At 33.4% G+C, this 21601-nt stretch carries 19 protein-coding genes; 8 read left to right on the forward strand and 11 right to left on the reverse strand.

Going from position 1 to position 21601, the window contains the following annotated elements:
- Positions 1 to 179 precede the first annotated feature (179 nt).
- The 5 genes from yidC to dnaN all read right to left on the reverse strand — a co-directional run bounded on the left by yidC (position 180) and on the right by dnaN (position 5867).
- Positions 180 to 2090 carry a membrane protein insertase YidC gene (yidC, locus tag U5A88_RS04795; RefSeq protein ID WP_354204242.1) on the reverse strand — a complete coding sequence of 637 codons (1911 nt, stop codon included), beginning with the start codon at positions 2088 to 2090 and terminating at the stop codon, positions 180 to 182.
- 197 nt (positions 2091 to 2287) lie between these two features.
- Positions 2288 to 2878 (reverse strand): acyl carrier protein phosphodiesterase, encoded by a 591-nt coding sequence (locus U5A88_RS04800; RefSeq protein WP_354204244.1) that lies wholly within the window; start codon positions 2876 to 2878, stop codon positions 2288 to 2290.
- A gap of 68 nt (positions 2879 to 2946) precedes the next feature.
- Positions 2947 to 3642: a hypothetical protein gene (locus U5A88_RS04805; RefSeq protein ID WP_354204246.1), complete on the reverse strand. Its 696-nt coding sequence runs from the start codon at positions 3640 to 3642 to the stop codon at positions 2947 to 2949.
- Positions 3643 to 3750: 108 nt separating this feature from the next.
- Positions 3751 to 4449 (reverse strand): DUF6630 family protein, encoded by a 699-nt coding sequence (locus tag U5A88_RS04810; RefSeq protein WP_354204247.1) that lies wholly within the window; start codon positions 4447 to 4449, stop codon positions 3751 to 3753.
- Between the two features lie 299 nt (positions 4450 to 4748).
- Positions 4749 to 5867, reverse strand: coding sequence for a DNA polymerase III subunit beta (gene dnaN / locus U5A88_RS04815; protein WP_354204248.1), 1119 nt, complete (start codon positions 5865 to 5867; stop codon positions 4749 to 4751).
- A gap of 139 nt (positions 5868 to 6006) precedes the next feature.
- On the opposite strand from dnaN, the gene U5A88_RS04820 reads away from it, so the two are divergent.
- Both U5A88_RS04820 and U5A88_RS04825 read left to right on the forward strand, forming a co-directional pair.
- Positions 6007 to 8523, forward strand: coding sequence for a PIG-L family deacetylase (locus U5A88_RS04820; RefSeq protein WP_354204250.1), 2517 nt, complete (start codon positions 6007 to 6009; stop codon positions 8521 to 8523).
- A gap of 120 nt (positions 8524 to 8643) precedes the next feature.
- Positions 8644 to 10371 (forward strand): sodium:solute symporter, encoded by a 1728-nt coding sequence (locus U5A88_RS04825; RefSeq protein WP_354204252.1) that lies wholly within the window; start codon positions 8644 to 8646, stop codon positions 10369 to 10371.
- Between the two features lie 20 nt (positions 10372 to 10391).
- On the opposite strand, the gene U5A88_RS04830 is transcribed toward U5A88_RS04825, so the two are convergent.
- Positions 10392 to 10766: a hypothetical protein gene (locus U5A88_RS04830; RefSeq protein ID WP_354204254.1), complete on the reverse strand. Its 375-nt coding sequence runs from the start codon at positions 10764 to 10766 to the stop codon at positions 10392 to 10394.
- Positions 10767 to 10873: 107 nt separating this feature from the next.
- A complete protein-coding gene (locus U5A88_RS04835) occupies positions 10874 to 12001 on the reverse strand; it encodes a DmpA family aminopeptidase (RefSeq protein ID WP_354204256.1) in 1128 nt (375 codons plus the stop codon).
- A gap of 179 nt (positions 12002 to 12180) precedes the next feature.
- Between U5A88_RS04835 and U5A88_RS04840 the strand changes: the two genes are divergently transcribed.
- On the forward strand, positions 12181 to 13026 hold the full coding sequence (locus tag U5A88_RS04840; protein WP_354204258.1) for a transketolase: 846 nt from the start codon (positions 12181 to 12183) through the stop codon (positions 13024 to 13026).
- A 203-nt stretch (positions 13027 to 13229) separates the two neighbouring features.
- Here U5A88_RS04840 and U5A88_RS04845 read toward each other — a convergent pair whose 3' ends face one another.
- From U5A88_RS04845 to U5A88_RS04860, 4 genes are all read right to left on the reverse strand, one after another.
- Positions 13230 to 13757: a hypothetical protein gene (locus U5A88_RS04845; protein ID WP_354204260.1), complete on the reverse strand. Its 528-nt coding sequence runs from the start codon at positions 13755 to 13757 to the stop codon at positions 13230 to 13232.
- A 158-nt stretch (positions 13758 to 13915) separates the two neighbouring features.
- Entirely contained in the window at positions 13916 to 14581 is a 666-nt protein-coding gene (locus tag U5A88_RS04850; protein ID WP_354204262.1) for a toxin-antitoxin system YwqK family antitoxin, read from the reverse strand.
- Positions 14582 to 15226: 645 nt separating this feature from the next.
- Positions 15227 to 15826 carry a trimeric intracellular cation channel family protein gene (locus tag U5A88_RS04855; protein ID WP_354208136.1) on the reverse strand — a complete coding sequence of 200 codons (600 nt, stop codon included), beginning with the start codon at positions 15824 to 15826 and terminating at the stop codon, positions 15227 to 15229.
- Between the two features lie 148 nt (positions 15827 to 15974).
- The gene (locus U5A88_RS04860; RefSeq protein ID WP_354204263.1) at positions 15975 to 16691 is read right to left on the reverse strand and encodes an RDD family protein; all 717 of its coding nucleotides are present in this window, start codon (positions 16689 to 16691) and stop codon (positions 15975 to 15977) included.
- Positions 16692 to 16795: 104 nt separating this feature from the next.
- On the opposite strand from U5A88_RS04860, the gene U5A88_RS04865 reads away from it, so the two are divergent.
- From U5A88_RS04865 to U5A88_RS04885, 5 genes are read left to right on the forward strand one after another with little or no spacing between them, the layout of a single operon-like run.
- Entirely contained in the window at positions 16796 to 17767 is a 972-nt protein-coding gene (locus tag U5A88_RS04865) for a stage II sporulation protein M (protein WP_354204265.1), read from the forward strand.
- Positions 17754 to 18644 carry a hypothetical protein gene (locus tag U5A88_RS04870; protein ID WP_354204267.1) on the forward strand — a complete coding sequence of 297 codons (891 nt, stop codon included), beginning with the start codon at positions 17754 to 17756 and terminating at the stop codon, positions 18642 to 18644. The genes U5A88_RS04865 and U5A88_RS04870 overlap by 14 nt, the downstream gene beginning before the upstream one ends.
- A 52-nt stretch (positions 18645 to 18696) precedes the next feature.
- A complete protein-coding gene (locus U5A88_RS04875; protein ID WP_354204269.1) occupies positions 18697 to 19374 on the forward strand; it encodes a DUF4129 domain-containing protein in 678 nt (225 codons plus the stop codon).
- 1 nt (position 19375) lies between these two features.
- Positions 19376 to 20569 (forward strand): DUF4350 domain-containing protein, encoded by a 1194-nt coding sequence (locus U5A88_RS04880; RefSeq protein ID WP_354204271.1) that lies wholly within the window; start codon positions 19376 to 19378, stop codon positions 20567 to 20569.
- A gap of 2 nt (positions 20570 to 20571) precedes the next feature.
- Positions 20572 to 21576, forward strand: a complete 1005-nt coding sequence (locus tag U5A88_RS04885) for an AAA family ATPase (protein ID WP_354204273.1) — start codon at positions 20572 to 20574, stop codon at positions 21574 to 21576.
- Positions 21577 to 21601 lie beyond the last annotated feature (25 nt).

Raw genomic sequence — 21601 nt, forward strand, 5'->3', positions numbered from 1 at the left:
CGCTATTTTGACCAGAGAGGAAGCAGAACATACTTCCGTACGTTTTTCTTTTAGTAAGTATAATACTAAGGATGAGATTGATAAAGGGATTCAGGTTTTGAAGGAGTTGGTATAATCTACCACAAAAAAACCGTAACGAATTGTCTCGGTTTTAGATTTTAATAAATAGTTAATTGAAATTATTTTTTCTTTTTCTGCTGTGCCTGTTGCTCTTGTGCTTGTTTCATGGCGTCATCTAAACGTTGTCTAAACTTACTTTTTTTCTTTTCAGGCTTGGCTTTGTTTTCTTGTATTTGAGCGTGAATCTTATCTTCGTCAATGATAAATCTCTTAATTACCAACATAATTACAATGGTTAATAAGTTAGATACAAAATAGTATAAACTTAAACTACTGGCGTAATTGTTAAAGAAGAAAAGCATCATAATAGGAGAGAAGTACATCATGTATTTCATCATCTTACCCATGTCTGGCATACCTTCTTGTGTAGGTTGTTGCATATTCATTTGTTGACTTTGTGTCATACGCATATAAAAGAAGATGGCAACAGATGCTAAAATGGGGAACAAACTTATGTGGTCTCCATAAAAAGGTATTTTAAATGGTAACTTGGCGATCATATCATAAGAAGACAAATCATCTGCCCATAAAAAGCTTTTTTGACGTAAACCTATTTCCGATGGAAAAAACCGAAACAAAGCAAAGAATATTGGCATTTGTATCAACGCGGGGATACAACCTGCAAGTGGACTAACACCCGCTTTTCGTTGCAATGCCATGGTTTCTTGCTGACGCTTCATGGCGTTTTCTTTACCTTTTAACCTTTCGTTTATCGCTTGCATTTCAGGGCGTAACACCTTCATTTTAGCACTAGACAGATAAGATTTATATACTACTGGAGACATAATTATTCTGACTAAAATGGTCATTAAAATAATTATCAATCCATAATTAGTCATATGTGCACTCAAAAAAGTAAACATAGGAATAAAGATGATTCGGTTAATCCATCCAAAGATTCCCCAACCTAAATCGGCAACCTCTTTTAAACCTGTTCCTTCATATTTTTTGAATTCATTATATTTTGTTGGACCATAATACCAATTCATTGCATAATTCAATTCACCATTTTTCATGTCTAATGGTGCTATTATGCTGTATTGTTTGGTGAAAATGGTATCCTTTTCTTCATCTTCAACCAAATCTTTTGAAACAACATTGGCAGAACTAAAAGAAGTACCTGTTTTTAAAATTGAAGTAAAAAAATGTTGTTTAAAAGCAACCCAGTTTACATCTTTTAATTCGTCATCATCATTACCACTTAAATAGCTCACATCATCATCAGCTTTGTAGTAAAAATAGTTATACATATTTTCAGTGTATAAACTTTTTTCTTGACGGTACGCTTTTAAATCCCAATCTAGTTGCAACGTTTGCGACGTGTTTATGGCTCTGTCCATACCCTGCGATTTTATAGCAAAATCGAGCATATAATCTCCAGGTTTAATCTCGTAGCGGTATTCCAGATACTGATTGTTTGAAACTTTCAACTTCATAGAAAGCACCTGATTTTCGCCATTACTCGTCAGTGAAGGTTCAAAAAAGAGGTCTTTGGTATTTAGGGTTCTATTATCTGTTGTAGCAAAATTGATATTAAAATTGGCATTATTATCTTTAATCAGATATAATGGTTCTTGGTTGTATGTTTTATAGTCTTTAAGCTCAACTTCAGTAATTTGGCCACCTTTGTTAGAGACTTTTATTTTTAATAAGTCATTTTCAATGGTAGTCTCATTATCCTTGGCAGAAGGCAATGTAGCACTATAAGCAAAAGCACCTAACTGACTTTGAGCATTGGCTAATGCTACTGAATCTGTAGGATTTATTGTTGTTATTGTGGAATCAACAACCTTAGTATTGGGTTGGACAATTTGCTCTTGAGCTTTTTGAATTGAATCTTGTACTTGCTCGGTTCTTTGCTTTTCAAGCTCTTCTGGTGTAGGCTGGTTGGTGTACATATACCAAACCATAATAGCACCCAATAATAAAAAACCTATAAGTGAATTAACGTCAAATTTCTTTTCTTCCATAATCTAGATAATCAACCCAACTATTATTTGAATTTTTATAGTAAAAATAGATGGGTTTTTGAGACTGCGAAAATAGGAAAAATGGTTGAGAAATATCTACATTCAAGGACCAATTATTAGATATTGGAATTCGTTTTCTGTAATTTTAATGCAATACAAGTTAAAGCACAGTTAAAAGTTGCAGCAGTTTGTTATTGTTAATTGTGTAAAAGATTTAATTGCTCTTGGCAAAAAATTCGTAAATCTTCAAAAAAATCGGTAAAATCATTTTCTAACTCAGAATAGTACAAATTCAAATCCTCTATTGCTAAATTCATTTGAGATTTGTTTTTAGTACGTTTATTCATACCTATCAATACACTTTCTATTCCTTCAAGAGTGCTGTAATTGTATAACCAATTGCCTTTTATCAAATAAGGTAGCAACTGCTTTATTTTTTCGGGCAACATGTCGTAATTAGATTCTAATAAAACATAAAACTGCTGAGCGTAATCATCCAAATCTGTTTTACAGTAAATAGACCAATTTTTAGCTAAAAAATGGTCGTACAAAATATCTACAATTACACCATCATAATGTCTATATCTGGGATGTAATCTTTTTTTACTTTTTCGAACTATGGAATGTACATCAGTAAAGGAATCTATTTTCCGATGTAACAATATGCCTTTTTGAACTTCCTGAGGGTAATTTTTATATTTATTTCCAGCAATTCCATCCGCAATAAAATTACCGATTTTGAGCTCGTCATTATCACCTGAAAGATAAATATGTGCTAAGAAATTCATTGGGGGAAGATACTAAAAAAACTCCCTCAAAATGAAGGAGTTTCAGTATTAATCAAATTGGGTTATTTTTATTTTTGAGGAATATCAAAAGACCAATCTAGTTTTTGAAAAAGAGCAACTAATTCTTCTTTTTTATCGGTTTTACAAACAAAAAAGTCATAGTTGGATAACATAGCCGTTAAGCCTTTAGAATTTATTGCGGCATTAGAAGAACTTAAATAAAAGCTTGGCCAATCGTCACGATATATTGATCTGAATCTATATTTTTCTGTATGGAGCATATTAGATAATGCCTTTTTTACGCCTTTAGCATCTTCGCTATACCCCATTAATTTATAAAACGTTAATAATTGACCCAAAGCTTCTTTAAAATACAATACATCATTCTGAGCTTTGGTCCATTTTGCTAAAAACGGATTAGGTTCTATAACAATTTCTCCTCTGAAATTCTTTTTATTCCAATTGGGAATGGATTGTACAGCAATATCTTTAAAAACGTAATCAAATTTTTTAGGGTCTATTAAAGCCAACCATACTTTTTCGGTTATATCGGTAATTTCTTCTTCGTTATAGAAAGAACTGCCCAATAATGTAATAATATCTTCTACATCTCTTTTTTTAAACTCAAGACCTTCCATACTTGGCTTTGCCTTTTTATATTCTTTAATGGTACTGTGAAAACGTATTTCAGAATAATCAGGTTGTGACCAAAGCTCAACATTAACTGTAATAACCGCTAAACATAGTAATATGATGTTCTTCATACTGTCATGAATTTTTTATTATTAATAGCTGGTTTGGTTTTGTGTGGAAAAAACCGCTCCCTAAAGAACGGTTTTTTAATTATTTGAGTATAATTTTTTTATTAAAATTTAAGGTTGAATAAAATCCCATTCAATTTTTTTGAAAAGTTTGGTAACTTCTTCTTTCTTTTCTAATTTACAAACAATTATATTGTAATAACCTTTGGTTACTAAGGCTACTAATCCTTTAGGGGCTAGTTCTTTATTAACTGTTTCTAAATAAGAATACGCCCAATCATCTTCTTTAGGGTCTTGAAAGTTAATATTTTTCGTAATTAACAGTTCGTTAAAAGAAGATTGTACACTTTCGGCATCATCACCATAAGTGATAAGATTGTAGTGGTTTAATATTTTGCTTAAAGCCAATTGAAAATAGGGAAATTCATCACTGTTGATAGTCCATTCGGTAAGATATGGATTGGGTTCCAAGACTAATTCACCTTTTGCATTTACTTGCCCCCAATTATTAATGGTTTTTACGGCAAAATCTTTAAATACAAAATCAAATAATTTAGGGTTGGAAAATGCCAACCATGCTTTATCAACTATGTCTTTTCTTTGCTTTTCAGTATATAGGGAATCGCCAAGATTATCGACAATACTAGACAATAAATCCCTATCGATACCTAGTTCTTGAGTTCTTGGTTCGTCATTTTTGTATTCATATATTTTACTGCTAAAAACAACCTTTGAGTAGTCAGTAGTTTGTGCTACTGCTACAAAGGAGAATACCGAGAATGTTAAAATGGAGAGTAGTGTTCTTTTCATAGAGTTACTTTAGTTACACTTCGCTTTTACACACGAAAAATTAATAATATTCTAAAAAATAATATTAATCTTAAAAACACAAAAAATGATAAAAAATAGAATTTAGGGGATTCTATTAAGACTGCTAATGTACTAAAAATTTCTTTGCATTACAACAAAATAAACAAAAAGTGGGTTTTTCTAAGCAAATGGTAAGGTATTGATAGTAAACCGTTTTTTTAACAAAAAACATACCGATTAGTCTTAAAATCAGTCAAATATGTCCAATAATCTACTACAAGGGTTATGCTGAACAACTATTAACCGTTTAACATAACAGGCATAACCAACATGGTAATATGCTCACCATCTTCTAATCCATCAATTGGTGTTAAAATACCCGCTCTATTTGGCAAGGACATTTCTAACATTATTTCATTAGATTCTAAATTGCTAAGCATTTCCGATAAGAACTTAGAATTAAAACCAATTTGCATATCATCACCTTCATAGTTACACTTTAGACGTTCATCAGCTTTGTTTGAGAAATCAATATCTTCAGCAGAGATATTTAATTCTGTACCTGCCATTTTTAAACGTATTTGATGTGTGGTCTTGCTTGAAAATATAGAAACACGTCTAACGGAATTTAAAAAAGAGCCTCTTTCTAATGTCAATTTATTAGGGTTCTCTTTAGGTATAACAGCCTCGTAATTAGGGTATTTACCGTCAATTAAACGACAAACCAAAACTGTTTTATCTAAAGTGAATTTTGCATTTGCATCGTTGTATTCTACACTAACATCATCTTGAGATCCTGATAATATATTTTTTAATAGGTTCAACGGTTTTTTAGGCATTATAAACTCCGCAACTTCACTTGCACTAACATCATTTCTGGTATATTTTACCAGTTTATGGGCATCAGTTGCTACAAAAGTTAAATTTTCTTTTGAAAATTGAAAGAAAACACCACTCATAACAGGACGCAAATCATCATTACCGGAAGCAAAAATAGTTTTAGAGATAGCTGTTGCTAAAATATCTCTAGTAATAACTGTTTTGCTTGGATCTTCCAATTCAACCGCTTTTGGGAACTCCTCACCATCAGCATAGGCTAAAGCATATTTACCGCTTTCAGAACTAATTTCAAGCGTGTTGTTTTCTTCAACAGTAAAGGTTAAGGGTTGTTCAGGAAAAGTTTTTAAGGTGTCCAGCAACAATCTCGCATTGATGGCAACCGTGCCATCTTCGTCTGCTTCGGCGTCTATAACCGTAGTCATAGTCGTCTCTAAATCAGATGCGGAAACTTTCAACTGATTGCTAGACAATTCGAACAAAAAATTATCTAAAATGGGTAATGTGTTATTGTTATTGATTACACCTCCTAAAACTTGGAGTTGTTTTAATAGTTGTGTGCTTGAAACTATAAATTTCATCTAAATCTTGGTTTTGATTGTGCATACAAATATAGACGAATATATAGGAGCGAAAAAAATAAATTTTACCGTTTTATTCACAATCGTAAATTTTAAGTAGATTTGTGAACCTAAGATTTAATTAGACTCCATAAAATCCATGAAAAAAATAGTAATTTTACTAGTATTTCTTCTTTTTGTTTTTCCTATAAATGCTCAAAAACCTAATAAACCCAATAGTGCAGAGATATATGAATCTATAAAAAAGCTAAACTTTTTAGGTACGGTTTTATATGTAGCTGCACATCCTGATGATGAAAACACACGATTAATCTCTTATTTTTCTAATCATGTAAAAGCCAGAACTGGTTATTTGTCTATAACTAGAGGTGATGGAGGGCAAAATTTAATAGGCCCGGAATTACAGGAGCTTTTGGGCGTAATTAGAACGCAAGAGTTATTAGCAGCACGCAGAACAGACGGAGGCGAACAATTTTTTACCAGAGCCAAAGATTTTGGCTATTCTAAACACCCTGATGAAACATTAAACATTTGGAATAAGGATGAGGTGCTGAAAGATGTAGTTTCTATCATCAGAAAATTTAGGCCAGATATAATCATCAATCGTTTTAATCATAGAACGCCTGGTACTACGCACGGACATCACACTTCATCGGCTATGCTAAGTTTTGAAGCTTTTGGTTTGGTGGGAGATAGTAATTTTAAAAGCCATGACCTGTACGAGCCTTGGCAGCCCAAAAATTTATTCTTTAATACCTCTTGGTGGTTTTACGGTAGTCGAGAGAAATTTGAGAAGGCAGATAAATCCAATTTGTTAAGTTTCGATATGGGGGTATATTATCCGTCAAGCGGATTGTCCAACAGTGAAATAGCTTCGTTAAGTAGAAGTCAGCACCAATCGCAAGGTTTTGGTAGTACAGGCTCAAGGGGTTCTGAAATAGAATATATAGAGTTTTTAAAGGGAAAGATGCCAAAAAATGGAAACATTTTTGATGGTATTGACACTTCTTGGAACAGAGTAAAAGGCGGTAAAATTATTGCTGATATTTTAAATCAAGTGGAATTGAATTATGATTTTAAGAATCCAGCGAAAAGTATCCCAGAGTTGTTAAAGGCTTATAAATTGATTGATGGTTTAGCCGATGGACATTGGAAATCTTTAAAGCTTCCTGAAATTAAAAATATTATTGCCGCTTGTGCGGGATTGTACTTAGAAGCCGTTGCAGAAACTCCACTTAGTGCTTTAAATGAAAAAGTTAAAATTGATATTGAGGCTATAAACAGAAGTGACGCTTCTATAGAATTACTAGCGGTTGATTTAGTGACTTCTAACAAAACAACTTTAGGAGTTCAAGAGTTTGCTAAAAGTATTAACCTAATCAATAATGAATCTTTTAAATCTTCCGAAGAACTTTATATTTCTCAAAAAGAGAAATTTACAGCTCCTTATTGGTTAACTGGTGTTAGTAGTTTGGGGATGTATAAAGTTGAAGATAAAAAACAGATAGGGAATCCTGAAACGTTAAAAAACGCATCCGCTGTTTTTAGTTTGATAATTGATGGACAAGCCATTAATATTCAAAAAAACATAGTCTATAAATATAATGATCCAGTAAAAGGAGAGGTCTATCAACCTTTTGAGATACTACCCGAAGTAACGGCTAAAATTTCAAATAAAGTGAATATTTTTGCGGATAATTCTCCAAAGGAAATACCTGTAATAATAAAATCTACTAAGGATAATCTTTCTGGTACGGTTAATTTATGCTATCCTACGGATTGGAAGGTAAGTCCTGAAAAAATAGATTTTACCATTCCCAACAAAGGTGGCGAAAAAACAGTTGTTTTTACTATAACACCTCCAAACACGCAAAGTGAAGGGTTGATGTCGCCCATGGTAACAATAGATGGGGAAATTTTCACCAAAGAATTGATAAACGTTAATTACGACCATATACCTAAACAAACTATTTTAATGCCATCAGAAGCTAAATTGGTACGGTTGGACATTAAAAAGAAGGGAAATTTAATTGGTTATATTCAAGGGGCAGGAGATCAAGTCCCGATAAGTTTGACTCAAATTGGCTATAAGGTAGAGGAGTTGAACGAAGATAATATTGCTACAACAAACTTACAAAAATACGATGCTATTGTATTGGGCATTAGATTATATAATATCAGCAACCAAGCCAAATTTTATCAAGATGAACTTCATAACTATGTAGAAAATGGTGGTACTTTGATTGTACAGTACAATACCAGCAGAGGATTAAAAGTAGATAAAGTTGCACCTTACGAGTTGAAGCTGTCTAGAGATAGGGTAGTGGAAGAAGATGCTGTCGTTGGTTTTTTATCTGAAAAATATGGATTGTTAAGTACACCTAATTTAATTGAATCTAAAGATTTTGATGGATGGATTCAAGAACGTGGTTTATATTTTCCAAATAAATGGAGTAAAGAATTTACGCCAATATTGGCCATGAATGACAAAGGTGAATCTTCTAAAAAAGGAAGTCTTTTAGTCGCAAAATATGGCAAAGGACATTTTATATATACAGGTATTAGTTTTTTTAGAGAGCTACCCGCAGGCGTACCTGGTGCGTATAAGTTATTTGCTAATATGCTTTCTGTAGGAAAAAGAGATAATTCAAAATAAGAGATGACTGAAGAACCAAAATATACGTGGCAAAAATTATATACTTGGGTACTTGTAGCAAATGCAGTTTATATGATACTTTTTTATATAATTACGAAATTCTTTTCTTAAAAAATAATTATGCAACAAATTGATTGGATAATTTTAATCTGTACTTTAATTTTTATTGTTGCCTATGGTGTTTGGCAGACAAGAGGAAGTAAAAATGTGCAAGATTTTGTTCGTGGTGGTAATCAGTCAAAATGGTGGACCATCGGGCTATCCGTTATGGCCACACAGGCCAGTGCTATTACCTTTTTGTCAACTCCGGGCCAAGCTTTTCATGACGGAATGGGTTTTGTGCAGTTCTATTTTGGTGTGCCCATTGCTATGGTCATTATCTGTTTGGTATTTATCCCCATTTACCACCGTCTTAAGGTTTATACCGCTTATGAATATTTGGAAAGTCGTTTTGACTTAAAAACACGTAGTTTGGCTGCTATTTTATTTTTAATTCAAAGAGGTTTGGCTGCGGGAATTACTATTTATGCACCGGCTATCATATTGTCTGCAGTATTGGGGTGGGATTTGATTACACTTAATATTATTATCGGAATTTTAGTCATTGTCTACACCGTTTCTGGTGGTACTAAAGCCGTAAATGTTACCCAAAAACATCAAATGGTGGTTATTTTTACTGGCATGGTCATCGCTTTTTTTATGATTGTTAATGCATTACCAGCGGACGTTACATTTACCAAAGCCCTAGATATTGCAGGTGCCAGTGACAAAATGAAAATTCTCAATTTTTCTGTAGATTTTGATAACAGATATACTATTTGGAGTGGTCTGATTGGCGGTAGCTTTTTGGCACTATCTTATTTTGGTACTGATCAAAGTCAAGTACAGCGGTATCTTTCAGGAAAATCAATTAAAGAAATGCAATTAGGTTTATTGTTTAACGGATTACTAAAAGTACCTATGCAATTTTTTATCCTATTGGTTGGGGTTATGGTATTTGTGTTTTATCAATTCAATGCTACGCCACTTAATTTCAGTCCTACTGCAACAGATACAGTTTTGAATTCTTCTTATTCGGAAGATTATAAAACATTGCAAGATGAACAGACGATAATTTTTAACAAAAAGCAAGTTTTAATTAACGAATTTATTAAAACTGAAGATGAAAAGTTAAGCAAACAAATATCAGAAGTTAATAAAGAAGATAAAGAAAATAGGCAAGCGGCAAGAGAATTGATTAAGGTAGCAGCAAAAGAAAAAGATATAAAAGTGGAAACAAACGACAAAGATTATGTCTTTATTCATTTTATCTTAAATAATTTACCTAGAGGTTTAATAGGTTTATTATTAGCAGTTATTTTATCCGCAGCAATGTCATCAACAGCGTCAGAGTTAAATGCGTTAGGTTCTACAACGGCGTTAGATTTGTACAAAAGAAATGTTCGTGCAGAAAAGTCGGAAAAACATTTTCTAGTGGCTTCTAAGTGGTTTACACTAACGTGGGGCATAATTGCAATTTTAATTGCCTGTGTTGCCAATTTATTTGATAACCTGATACAGTTGGTGAATATAATAGGTTCCATATTTTACGGCAATGTGCTGGGAATATTTTTATTGGCATTTTTTATAAAATATGTTAAAAGCAATGCTGTTTTTATGGCAGCTTTGATTACACAAATTATTGTAATTGGAATCTATTATTTTGCTATGTTTTTGCCTGAAAGTCAAGGCGAAAAATCCTTACTGGGCTATTTATGGCTCAATTTAATTGGTTGTGCATTGGTAATGGGAATAGCAATTTTAATTCAATCTTTTAATGGAACAAAGGAACATCAATTAGCTCAATAATTTTTCTCAAAAAAAGGAGATTAAGCAGTTGGTAAAACATTAATCGGTTTCCACTCATTTTCTATAAACAAATACCAAACGGTAATTTCAGCATTTGTTGGCCTTTCCCATAGAGCCTCCAAGAAAAACATTTTTTTAGATTCATATTCTTTATTTGGAAAGTATTCTTTTATAATGCTTAACTGTTCAACCGAAAGATTTTTTGCTGTAACTTTTTTCTTGTTACTTTTTTGGGGCTCTCCGTAAACCTGAATGGCATTTGTATATTTTACCTGATTTAAATGAGCTTTTTCTTTTTGGATAATAGCTTCATTGGTTTCTGTATTAACAACAGTTTTAGTATTACAAGAAATTAATACTATGGCAATTAAAAGTGTGGTTAGGATTTTCATCATGTTTGTTTTTAAAATTATTTAAAACAAAAGTAAATGAAAGCCTATGTGCTTAAAAGATGGTTTTTAGTGAAAAAAAGCACCCTGTTTTCAGGGGTGAGGTTGATAAATTATTCTTTAATTCTATTATGCTTTTTCATGATTTTTAGAATATCATTAATTGGTAGTGCTTTTATTTCATGTTCATCCCTTCCTACCATATCTTTAGCTGCAAACAGTGAGTTAATTATAGCTTCTTCAGTAGCCTCAATGGTTGCTAAAAACAGAGGTGTTACTTCACTATTTTTTAATTCTTTTAATTTATGGTAAGTGGAATCCTGCTTTGTGTCGATTAGATTTTCTTTAGCGGTGGAAAGGGCGATAACATAATCTCCACTACCATTTGAAGCAATACCTCCTGTTTTTGCTAACCCTAACATAGCTCGTTTTGCCATTCTTTCTAAATTTCTTGAACCAATGGGAGCATCTGTAATAACAACTATCATACAAGAACCGTCCGCTTCCATATCGTTTTTATAGGGATACCTGCCCAACTCTTTGGCAACTGGTGTTCCGTTAACCTCCAATACACCGCCAAAATTAGTCTGCACCAAAACACCCACGGTGTAGCCGCCCAACGATTTTGGAATTACCCTTGACGATGTACCAATACCACCTTTAAACCCAAAACACACCGTTCCTGTTCCTGCACCAATATTTCCTTCATCAACTTTTCCAATTTTAGCTTTTTTTATAGCATCAAGTACATGTTTTTCTTTGACATGCCTACCTCTAATATCGTTGAGGTAGCCATCATTGGTTTCTCCCACCACGGAATTTATGGAACGTACATTCTTATTTTCGGGCTGTTCTAATGTATAAGTAATTAAGGCGTCGGATGCCACCGGAACGCTTAATGTATTGGTTAGAATTATAGGAGTTTCAATATTTCCTAGTTCCTTTACTTGACTATATCCTGCAAGTTTCCCATAACCGTTACCTATATAAATGGCTGCAGGAACTTTAAGGTTGAAAATATCTTCTGAATGTGGTAAAATAGCAGTTACTCCAGTTCTAATACTATCGCCTTCGATTAAAGTAGTATGACCAACTTTTACGCCATTAACATCGGTAATGGCATTCAACGTTCCAGTTTTTAAAACACCAATTTCAACACCGTAATCTCTAGCTCTTTTTTCTTGGGAATGAATAGTTTGTAGAGCAAAAATGAATACTAGTACTTTGAATATATTTTTCATTTGTTGAGCTGTTTTGTCTTCATTAACTGAATGAGTAAATGAGATCAAAGGTACTAAAATATGGTACAGCAATTTTGATTTATTAATGCTGTTAATAACTCGCCAAAAAAATATAGTAACGATAAATTTTAATCTGTTTAGGGTTTTGTATTTTTACACCGTTTTAAATACAAAATAAAATGCCCAATACACAAGAATTAAAAGATTTTACCACACAAGTACGACGCGATATAGTTAGAATGGTACATGCCGTAAACTCCGGTCATCCTGGCGGTTCTTTGGGCTGTGCTGAATTTTTTACCGCTCTGTACAAAGAAGTGATGAGTTACTCCACTGATTTTAAGATGGATGGTAAAGACGAAGACCTTTTCTTTTTATCGAATGGGCATATTTCTCCGGTATATTACAGTGTGTTGGCTAGATGTGGATTTTTTCCGGTATCCGAACTTGCTACGTTCAGAAAAATAAACTCACGCTTACAAGGACACCCAACAACCCACGAAGGTTTACCCGGCATTAGAATTGCATCAGGGTCATTGGGTCAAGGCATGTCGGTGGCCATAGGAGCTGCTCAAGCTAAAAAACTGAATGGTGATGATTCCTTAATTTATTCGCTTCATGGTGATGGCGAACTGCAAGAAGGTCAAGCTTGGGAAGCCATTATGTATGCAGCGGGTAAAAAAGTTGATAATTTAATATCTACGGTTGATTATAACGGACAGCAAATTGATGGAGCAACTGACCATGTGATGCCAATGGGCGATTTGAAAGCCAAATTTGAAGCTTTTGGATGGGATGTGCTGGAAGTTGAAAAAGGCAATAATATTGAAGCTGTTATTGCAGGATTAAAAGAAGCAAAAACCAGAACTGGAAAAGGAAAACCAGTTTGTATATTACTGCATACTGTAATGGGTAATGGTGTAGATTTTATGATGCACACGCACGCTTGGCATGGTAAAGCACCTAATGATGAACAATTGGAAGTTGCTCTGGCCCAAAATGCTGAGACGTTGGGTGATTATTAAAAAAGTGGTTAGCAGTAGGAACTTTAGTCAGCCATAGCTGACCCGAGCGTTAGCAAATTGATGAATTCCGATGCGTTTGTATATGGTTTGTTGCGTCTTTCAGCTCCTATTTTTGAAAATAAAACATAATAGAAAGCTCGAGAGGATTTTCAGAAGTAGGCGAGAACCAGCAATTACTTATAGCCATTGTTGTAGGTAGTTATTTATTTGTCAATTTTTGTGATTCGGTCGAATTTTTCTTTCATTCGAATGTAATCATCTCCGTTTAAATTCTTAGTTTCAAATTCCAATTTATTCAGTTTCTTTCTAACATCTTCAATCTTGTCCGTTTCATAAATATTTACTTTACGGATTAAATTGATTCCTTCGGTTTCATTTTTGAAGTAAGTTCTTGAATCAATTAGAGTTGCATAAGGTTCACTTTCTAAACGTTTTCTTTTGTAAAGCAAAACATCTTTTCCATTTATTATTTCTCCGAACACAAATCCGTTTTTTTCGTAAAAATTCATTTCAATATCCATTAATTTGGTATGAACGAATTCTACTTTTATTTTCTTTTTTTCACCCGCTTTATATTCTGTTATTTTAGATTTTCCATCTTTTTCATGAACAACTTTGTTGCCAATCAAAACAGCATTTTTATCAGTTTCAGATATTGACAATTTGGTTTCATTCAACCAGTCAGTTTGTATCCCGAAAACGATAAATATCAAAATCAATAATTTGTTCATAATTTCAGTCTTTAATTACCTACAACGGGTTTGTGTATGATTTCGTTGTGTGTTTAAGCACTAAAGTTAGCAAATAAATCACAGATAGAAAGTCCGCGAGGACTTTCGTAAGTAGGCTAGAACTAGCAATGCGGTTATACAGTTGTTGCCAGTAGTTTTTATTCAGTTGTGTAATCTTTTGTTTTAGTTAATTCGCCTTTTTCGTTCCACCATTTCCAGATTCCAACTTGTTTATCATTAAACCACTCAAACTCCATTTCTTTCTGTCCGTTTTCATAATACTTAAATGATTTTCCGTGTCCATTTCCGTTTTTATAACGTGTAACACTTTTCAGTTTTCCACTTGGATAAAAGTAGGTTGCAGTTGAAATATTTACTTTCTCTTTTTTATTATTCCAAAATTCATCTTTATATCTTATTTGTTCTTTGGAATGATAACCATAATAAACTCCGATTTCCATATTTTCGGTATGTTTTATTTCCATAAATATTCTTCCTAAACTGTCAATTCCTTTTTCGGTTAGTAATTGACCTTTTTGGAAAGTCTGATATTCAGTTGTTTTTTCATAAGGACTATATATTTTCCAAATTCCAAATTTTCTACGATTTTTATAATAACCTTCGATTAAATTCAATTCGGGATTTTCTTTAGATTTTACAAGATATTTTCCGTCTTTCAGTCTCTTTTTTAACGTAAATCCATTATCGTGAGAGCAATGATAATGATATTTCATATATCGCTTATTTCCATATTCAATCTGATATTCTTGTCCGAATGACAGAAATGAAAAGGTCAGAAGTATTATTGTAATCGAGAATTTCATTTTTCAGTTATTTAGTTTCTCGAAAATAATTCAGTTCTTTTAATTAGAAAAGTCATATTGAGTGAACTATGATTTTGGTTGAGTAACGAGTTTTCTCAAATGACGCACAACGTCCGGATAACTGCCGTACGACTTTAGGAGTATGGACCGTTATCGGTTGTTAGGTTTAGTCTTTCTAAATTTTTCCTTTGGTAATTACCAAAGATAAAAATTCTTAATTGTAAAAAGACGGAGTCATAAAAATTCGAAAACAATAAATCAATAACATAAATAAAACCCTCTAATCGTATTGGGCTTATACTGACCAGATAAGCACTTTGCGATTGGAAAACTTAAGTATCTTTTCTTTGAAGATGACCAAAGAACTTGACTTTGTCAAAAAAAATCACTTTCTTTAACATAAGTTTTTAACATTCACAATGTTTGAAAGAACTCTCTTTCACAGTGTAACTGTAAACTTATGATGAAAATATCCTATTTCCATCTGGTCACCTTCAAAGAAAATAACCGACTTCTCTAAACGTAAGTCTACTTCAAAAGGTTTTATTTTGGTACTCCTTTTAATTTTTTGATTAAACTCTAACAACTGTATAACCGCATTGCGGTTATATCCGTTATAGTTGCAATATATTATTTTTAAATAACTTACCTGTATATCGTAGGTAAACTCAACTTAAACTTAACGGCAATTAGTCTAATTATTATTACAATTAAGGAGGTAATAATATAATTGATATTTACAGGAACATTAAATTCGGTCAAAATTAAAAATGTTATTGCCCCAGCAATACAGGCACTTGCATAAATTTCCTTTTTAAAAATTACGGGTATCTCGTTACAGAGCAAATCGCGTATCACGCCTCCAAAAGTGGCCGACATCATGCCCAAAGCCACCGATATTATAGGGTGTAGTTCTTGCTGAATACCAATTTCAGTTCCAATTATGGTAAAAATACCCAACCCAATCGTATCAAATAAAAATAATGAAGTGCTTAAATAATCTATCTTTTTTCTGATAATAATAGCAAAGATTGTAGCACCAATTATAGCATAAACATAATTTAAATCTTGCATCCAGCCTACAGGCGTTCTGCCAATAAGAACATCACGTAATGTTCCACCACCAACTGCAGTTGCAAATGCAATAATAAAAACACCAAAAGGGTCAAACCTTTTATGAATAGCAACTAGAGTACCTGAAATGGCAAATGCTATAGTACCTAATATATCTAAAGCGTAAAATATCGTCATAAATTATATATAAATCTCAAAATTCAAGTCCTAAATTCCAATTAGCTCGTTATAAATTTCATCCATTCAATGTTCCCTTCCCTTTCCGCGTATCGCCATAGCTTTAGCGGAGGCACAGGGGAGGGCTAGGGTGGGGCTTCCTTTATTGTTGCGTATAATAATTGTAATCCTTTATAATCGTATCCACAAAATCAATTGGTTTTAAATCAGTTTTTATATCCGTAATTTCAATTATTTTTTTGTGTAATTTAACAATAACTCCGTGATTACCTTTTCGTTTTGCAGTACGGTACATTTGTTTTATCGTTTGGATATCGGTATCCGAAAGCATGGTTACCTGAGGAAAGGTAGGGACATAATCGTCAGGAATATCAGCAACTAAAGTATCGTGTATGGTAACACGCTTTTTCTCTGAAATAACAGTTGTAGAAGCAGCAATATCCCCTAAACGCTGGCCTTTTCCGTTTAGCAATATAGTCAATAGGGCTACCGATCCTGAAGCAATGCTTATGTCAATTAAGCGTAGCATCCAACGCAATAAATAACTACCAAAGGTGGGCTTGGAACCATCAATTTTTACCACACGTATTTTATTTACGTATTTTCCTGGTGTTTGTCCATTCATCAATACTTCAAAGAGTAAACTGTAAAAAAATATGGGTAATCCCATAATCAGATAAATCATCCAGGACTCCATGTCAGGCTCTAGACCAATGGCATTTAAAACCCAATTCATAATAATGGCGTAGCCGACAATAATCAGCCCATCTAACAAAAACGAACCTATTCTTGTACTTACATTGGCTACATTTTGATTGATGCCTACATTTTGAGCCGTTTCTATTTGAAAGTTATCCATTTATTGCCTTTATTTGTACAAGGTAATACGTACATTTTTTAAGCAAACGAAATTATAAAAAAACTATTACTTATTACCAGTAACATTTGAATAAATTAGTATAAATGCGAGAGGCGGCTTTTGTAAAAAAACATAAAGAACGGTGGCAGTTGTTTGAAAATGTATTGTCTAATAAACAAGAGATTTCGCCCGATAGATTGTCAGATCTTTATATTGAAATAACCGATGATCTCAGCTATGCCAAGACCTTTTACCCCAATAGCAATACGGTAAAGTATTTGAATTCCGTAGCTTCAAATGCTCATCAAAAGATTTATAAAACCAAAAAAGAGGGCAAAAACAGGTTGGTCAGTTTTTTTAAAACAGAATTTCCGTTAGCATTTTACAAGCATCATAAACAATTATTGATAGCGTTTTTGGTATTTGCCTTTTTTACTGTAGTTGGTGCTTTTTCTGCCGCAAAAGATGGTGATTTTGTACGACTGATTTTAGGTGATTCTTACGTAAACATGACGTTGGAAAATATAGCAAAAGGTGACCCTATGGCAGTTTATAAACAAGACGGTCAAATGGCAATGGCAGTAGCAATAACAATCAACAATATCAGAGTGGCAATGTACGCTTTTGTATTGGGCATACTTTTTTCGGTAGGTACGTTGTACATTATGATGCGTAACGGTATTATGCTCGGGTCTTTTTTATATTTTTTTTACGACCATGACCTGTTATGGGAATCTACTAGAACTATCTGGATTCACGGAACTATAGAAATATCGGTAATTGTTATTGCATCATGTGCGGGTATGGTATTGGGCAATGGACTACTTTTTCCAGGCACTTATACACGGTTGGATTCTTTTAAGCGAAGCATAAAAGCGGGTTTAAAGATTATGGTCAGTACCATTCCGTTTTTTATCGTAGCCGGATTTTTAGAAGGGTTTGTAACCCGACATACGGAAATGCCCGATTGGCTTGCTATTTTTATTATTTTGGCTTCACTTTATGCAATTATCTATTATTATGTTATTTATCCTATAAAATTAACCAAACAAAATCAAGAATATGCAGAACCATAGTTTTATCGAATTTAAAAAAGAACGTGATTTAGGAGCTATTATCAATGATACTTTTAAGTTTATTAGGGAGAATTGGAAATCTTATTTTAGTGCAGTTATAAAAATTGCAGGACCATTTATTCTAGTGGGCTCAATTTTAATGGTATTATTTTTCAGCTATTACATTGGAGCTGTGGGTGATATGGCAGGTATGACAGGAGATGGAAACCCGTCAGAATTTTTTGGTGTGTTCGGTACGCTTTTCGGGTGGTTGGGCCTATTGATGCTGGCGGCTATGGTAGTTTATATTATGGTATCGCTAACTGCACTCTACTATATAAAATCATATATTTCAAATAACGGTGTAGCTGATTTTTCAGAAATTCGCTCAAATACGTTTAAAAATATCTGGAAGTTTTTAGGTTTAGGTATTCTTATAGTATTAATGGTAGGTTTTGGAGCTATTTTATGTTATCTGCCGGGCATCTATTTATGGGTAGTATTGTCTTTGGCCACTTCTATTTTAGTATTTGAAGGTAAAAGTGTTGGCGATTCTATCTCTCATAGTTTCACATTAATAAAAGGGCAATGGTGGAATACTTTTGGCGTATTGTTAGTTGTAACCATTTTGGTTGGAGTTTTAGGTTATGCCTTTTCGGTACCCGCATTTGTTTACCAGATGATTGATCAGGGTACAGCACTTGGGTCAGATGATCCCTCCGAGGTATTCGGTATTTTTAGCGACCCAATTTATATTGGGTTAAATGTGATTTCCTATATAGGTAAATTTGTATTGTCATCAATAACCCTAATTGCCTCGGTTTTCATCTATTACGATTTAAATGAACAAAAAAACCTAACCGGAACCATTGAAAAAATTGATAGCCTAGGCCAATAGACTTTTGAAAAACCTTCTTTTTTACATATTCGTTTTTATTTGCCTTAGCGGGATGGCTCAGAAAGATTCGTTAAAGGTCAAATTTGATACCCAGACTATTGAAATCAAAAAGTTTGATATAGATAACCTTGAGGAATATAAAGCAGATAGGGATTTTAACTACGAAGTTGAAAAGAGAGAACCTTCACTGTTAGAAAGGGGCTTCAACTGGCTGTATAGGGTGTTTTTAAACCTCTTAGAATGGATTTTTGGTAATGAGATCGCCTCAGGAATTATGGGTATTATTGTTAGAATTTTACCGTATGCAATTGCTGCTTTGGTATTGTTTTTATTGATAAAATTTTTCTTAAAAGTAAATACACAGAGTATTGTTTCGGGCAAAACCAATACATCTACCGTACGATTGACCGAAGATGAAGAATTAATAAAGAGCGAAGACCTGCCCAATTTGATTAAAAATGCCATTGCTCAAAAAAATTACCGATTGGCGGTTCGGTATTATTACCTTTTGGTATTGCAAAAATTATCTAATGCAGAACTTATTGATTGGCAACAGCAAAAAACTAACGAAGATTATATTGGCGAAATAGAATCGACTACCTTAAAACAACAATTTGCCTCGGGCACCTATCTGTACGATTTTGTTTGGTATGGTAATTTTGAACTCAACCAAGCCGAGTTTGCCAAAGCGGAACAGCAGTTTAACGAACTAACAAATTCCATTAAATAAGTTGAGCAAAAGATCTAAAATAATGCTAGGTGTTGCCATATTATTGTTTTTGGCCTTTGTTTATGTGGAATATAACAAACCAAAACCGTTAAATTGGTTTCCAACGTATGCCGCAAAGCACAAGTTACCTTATGGAACCTACGTTCTACGAAACGAATTAACTAGTATTTTTCCAGATACTGAAATTCAAGATATTAATATACCGCCTTATTCATTTTTACAAGATGAAACTAAGAATGGCACTTATTTTTTTGTGGATGATGGCATTAACTTTGGCGAAGATGAGTTTAACAAATTATTAGAATTTGTGGATAAGGGCAATGATGTGTTTATATCCACGCACGGTATAACTATAGATACTCTAAATCTTAAAACAGAAGGTATTTCTTCCGAAGCCTTTGAAGAAAAAGTGTTTTTTAAGTTTTACAATAAAAATTTGAGCACCAAAGAATTTCATTTTGACCGCAATTTTTATAACACAACCTTTTCTAAAATTGACACTTCAAATGCTGTCGCTTTGGGAAAAACAGGATATTTGAACGGGGATAATGAACGAGTTTCCGAAGGGATTAACTTCATTAAATATAACTATGGAAAAGGCAATTTCTTTTTTCATACGTTCCCCGAGGCTTTTACCAATTACTTTATTCTAAAATCACCAAATCAACAATACACGGCATCGGTGTTGTCCTATCTGGATAGTTCAAAACCAATATTGTGGGATGCCTATTATAAAACAGGCAAAAGTAGAATGACGTCGCCTATGCAGTACTTGCTGGGTACAAAAAGCCTAAAATGGGCATATTACACTGTATTAATAGGTGTGTTGTTTTTTATCATTTTTGAAGGGAAACGCAAACAGCGACACATTCCTATTATCACACCTTTAAAAAATCAAACATTGGCATTTACGCGAACTATTGCGAATATGTATTACGAAAAATCGGAGCATAAAAACATAGCGGAACATAAAATAACGTATTTGTTGGAGTATATTCGCACAAAATTACACGTGCCAACGATTACTATTAACGATAATTTTTATAATTATGTAGCGTCAAGAAGCGGACACGACATCGAAGATGTAAAGAAACTTTTTAACCAGATAGATAGCATCCATCAAAAAAATAACATTACAAAAGAAGAATTAATACAGCTTAATGCTGCAATAGAAAAATTTAAAAATCCTGTATAAAAATGGAAAACACTGAGCAAAATCCAGATAAGGAAGGCTTACAATTTAACAGCCGAATAGATTTAAGTAAGTTAAAAACGGCAGTAGAACAAATAAAAGAGCAGTTACATCAAGTAATTGTAGGGCAAGAAGAATTTATGGAATTGTTGTTAGTCGCCCTTTTGGCGGATGGCCATGTATTGATTGAAGGTGTTCCTGGTGTGGCAAAAACGGTAACGGCAAAGCTGTTGGCAAAAACCATTACAACAGACTTTAATAGAATTCAGTTCACGCCCGACTTGATGCCTTCAGATGTATTGGGAACCTCGGTGTTGAACATGAAAACTTCGGATTTTGAATTTAAAAAAGGGCCAATTTTTTCTAATTTGGTATTGATAGACGAAATTAATCGTGCTCCGGCAAAGACACAAGCTGCCTTGTTTGAAGTTATGGAAGAGCGTCAAATTACTATTGATGGATCAAAATATATGATGCCACCACCATTTATGGTATTGGCAACCCAAAACCCCATAGAGCAGGAAGGTACTTATGCCTTGCCAGAAGCTCAATTAGACCGTTTTTTATTTAAAATTAATGTGGGGTATCCTAACTTAGAGGAAGAGGTATTAATAATCCAATCGCATAATGATAGAAAAGGAGCTTTACCTCAAACATTAATAAAATCTGTACTTTCTGAAAAAGATTTGGCGGAATACCGTTCTAAAATATTTGAGATATTAGTAGAAGAAAAAATTATAAAATATATAGCTGAAATTATTACCAAAACAAGAAATCACCCACATTTATATTTGGGAGGGTCGCCTAGGGCAAGTATTGCGGTATTGATGGCAGCCAAGGGTTTTGCAGCGATTCAAGGTCGCGATTTTGTCATTCCGGAAGATGTTAAAAAAGCCATGACTCCTGTTTTGAGACATAGAATCATCTTAACCCCAGAACGTGAAATGGAAGGTATGACAACTGATAAAGTCATTGAAATGATAATCCAATCGGTTGAGGTGCCGAGGTAGTTTTATAATTAATCAACACTCTAAG

The organism is Aureibaculum sp. 2308TA14-22 (assembly GCF_040538665.1).
GTDB lineage: Bacteria > Bacteroidota > Bacteroidia > Flavobacteriales > Flavobacteriaceae > Aureibaculum.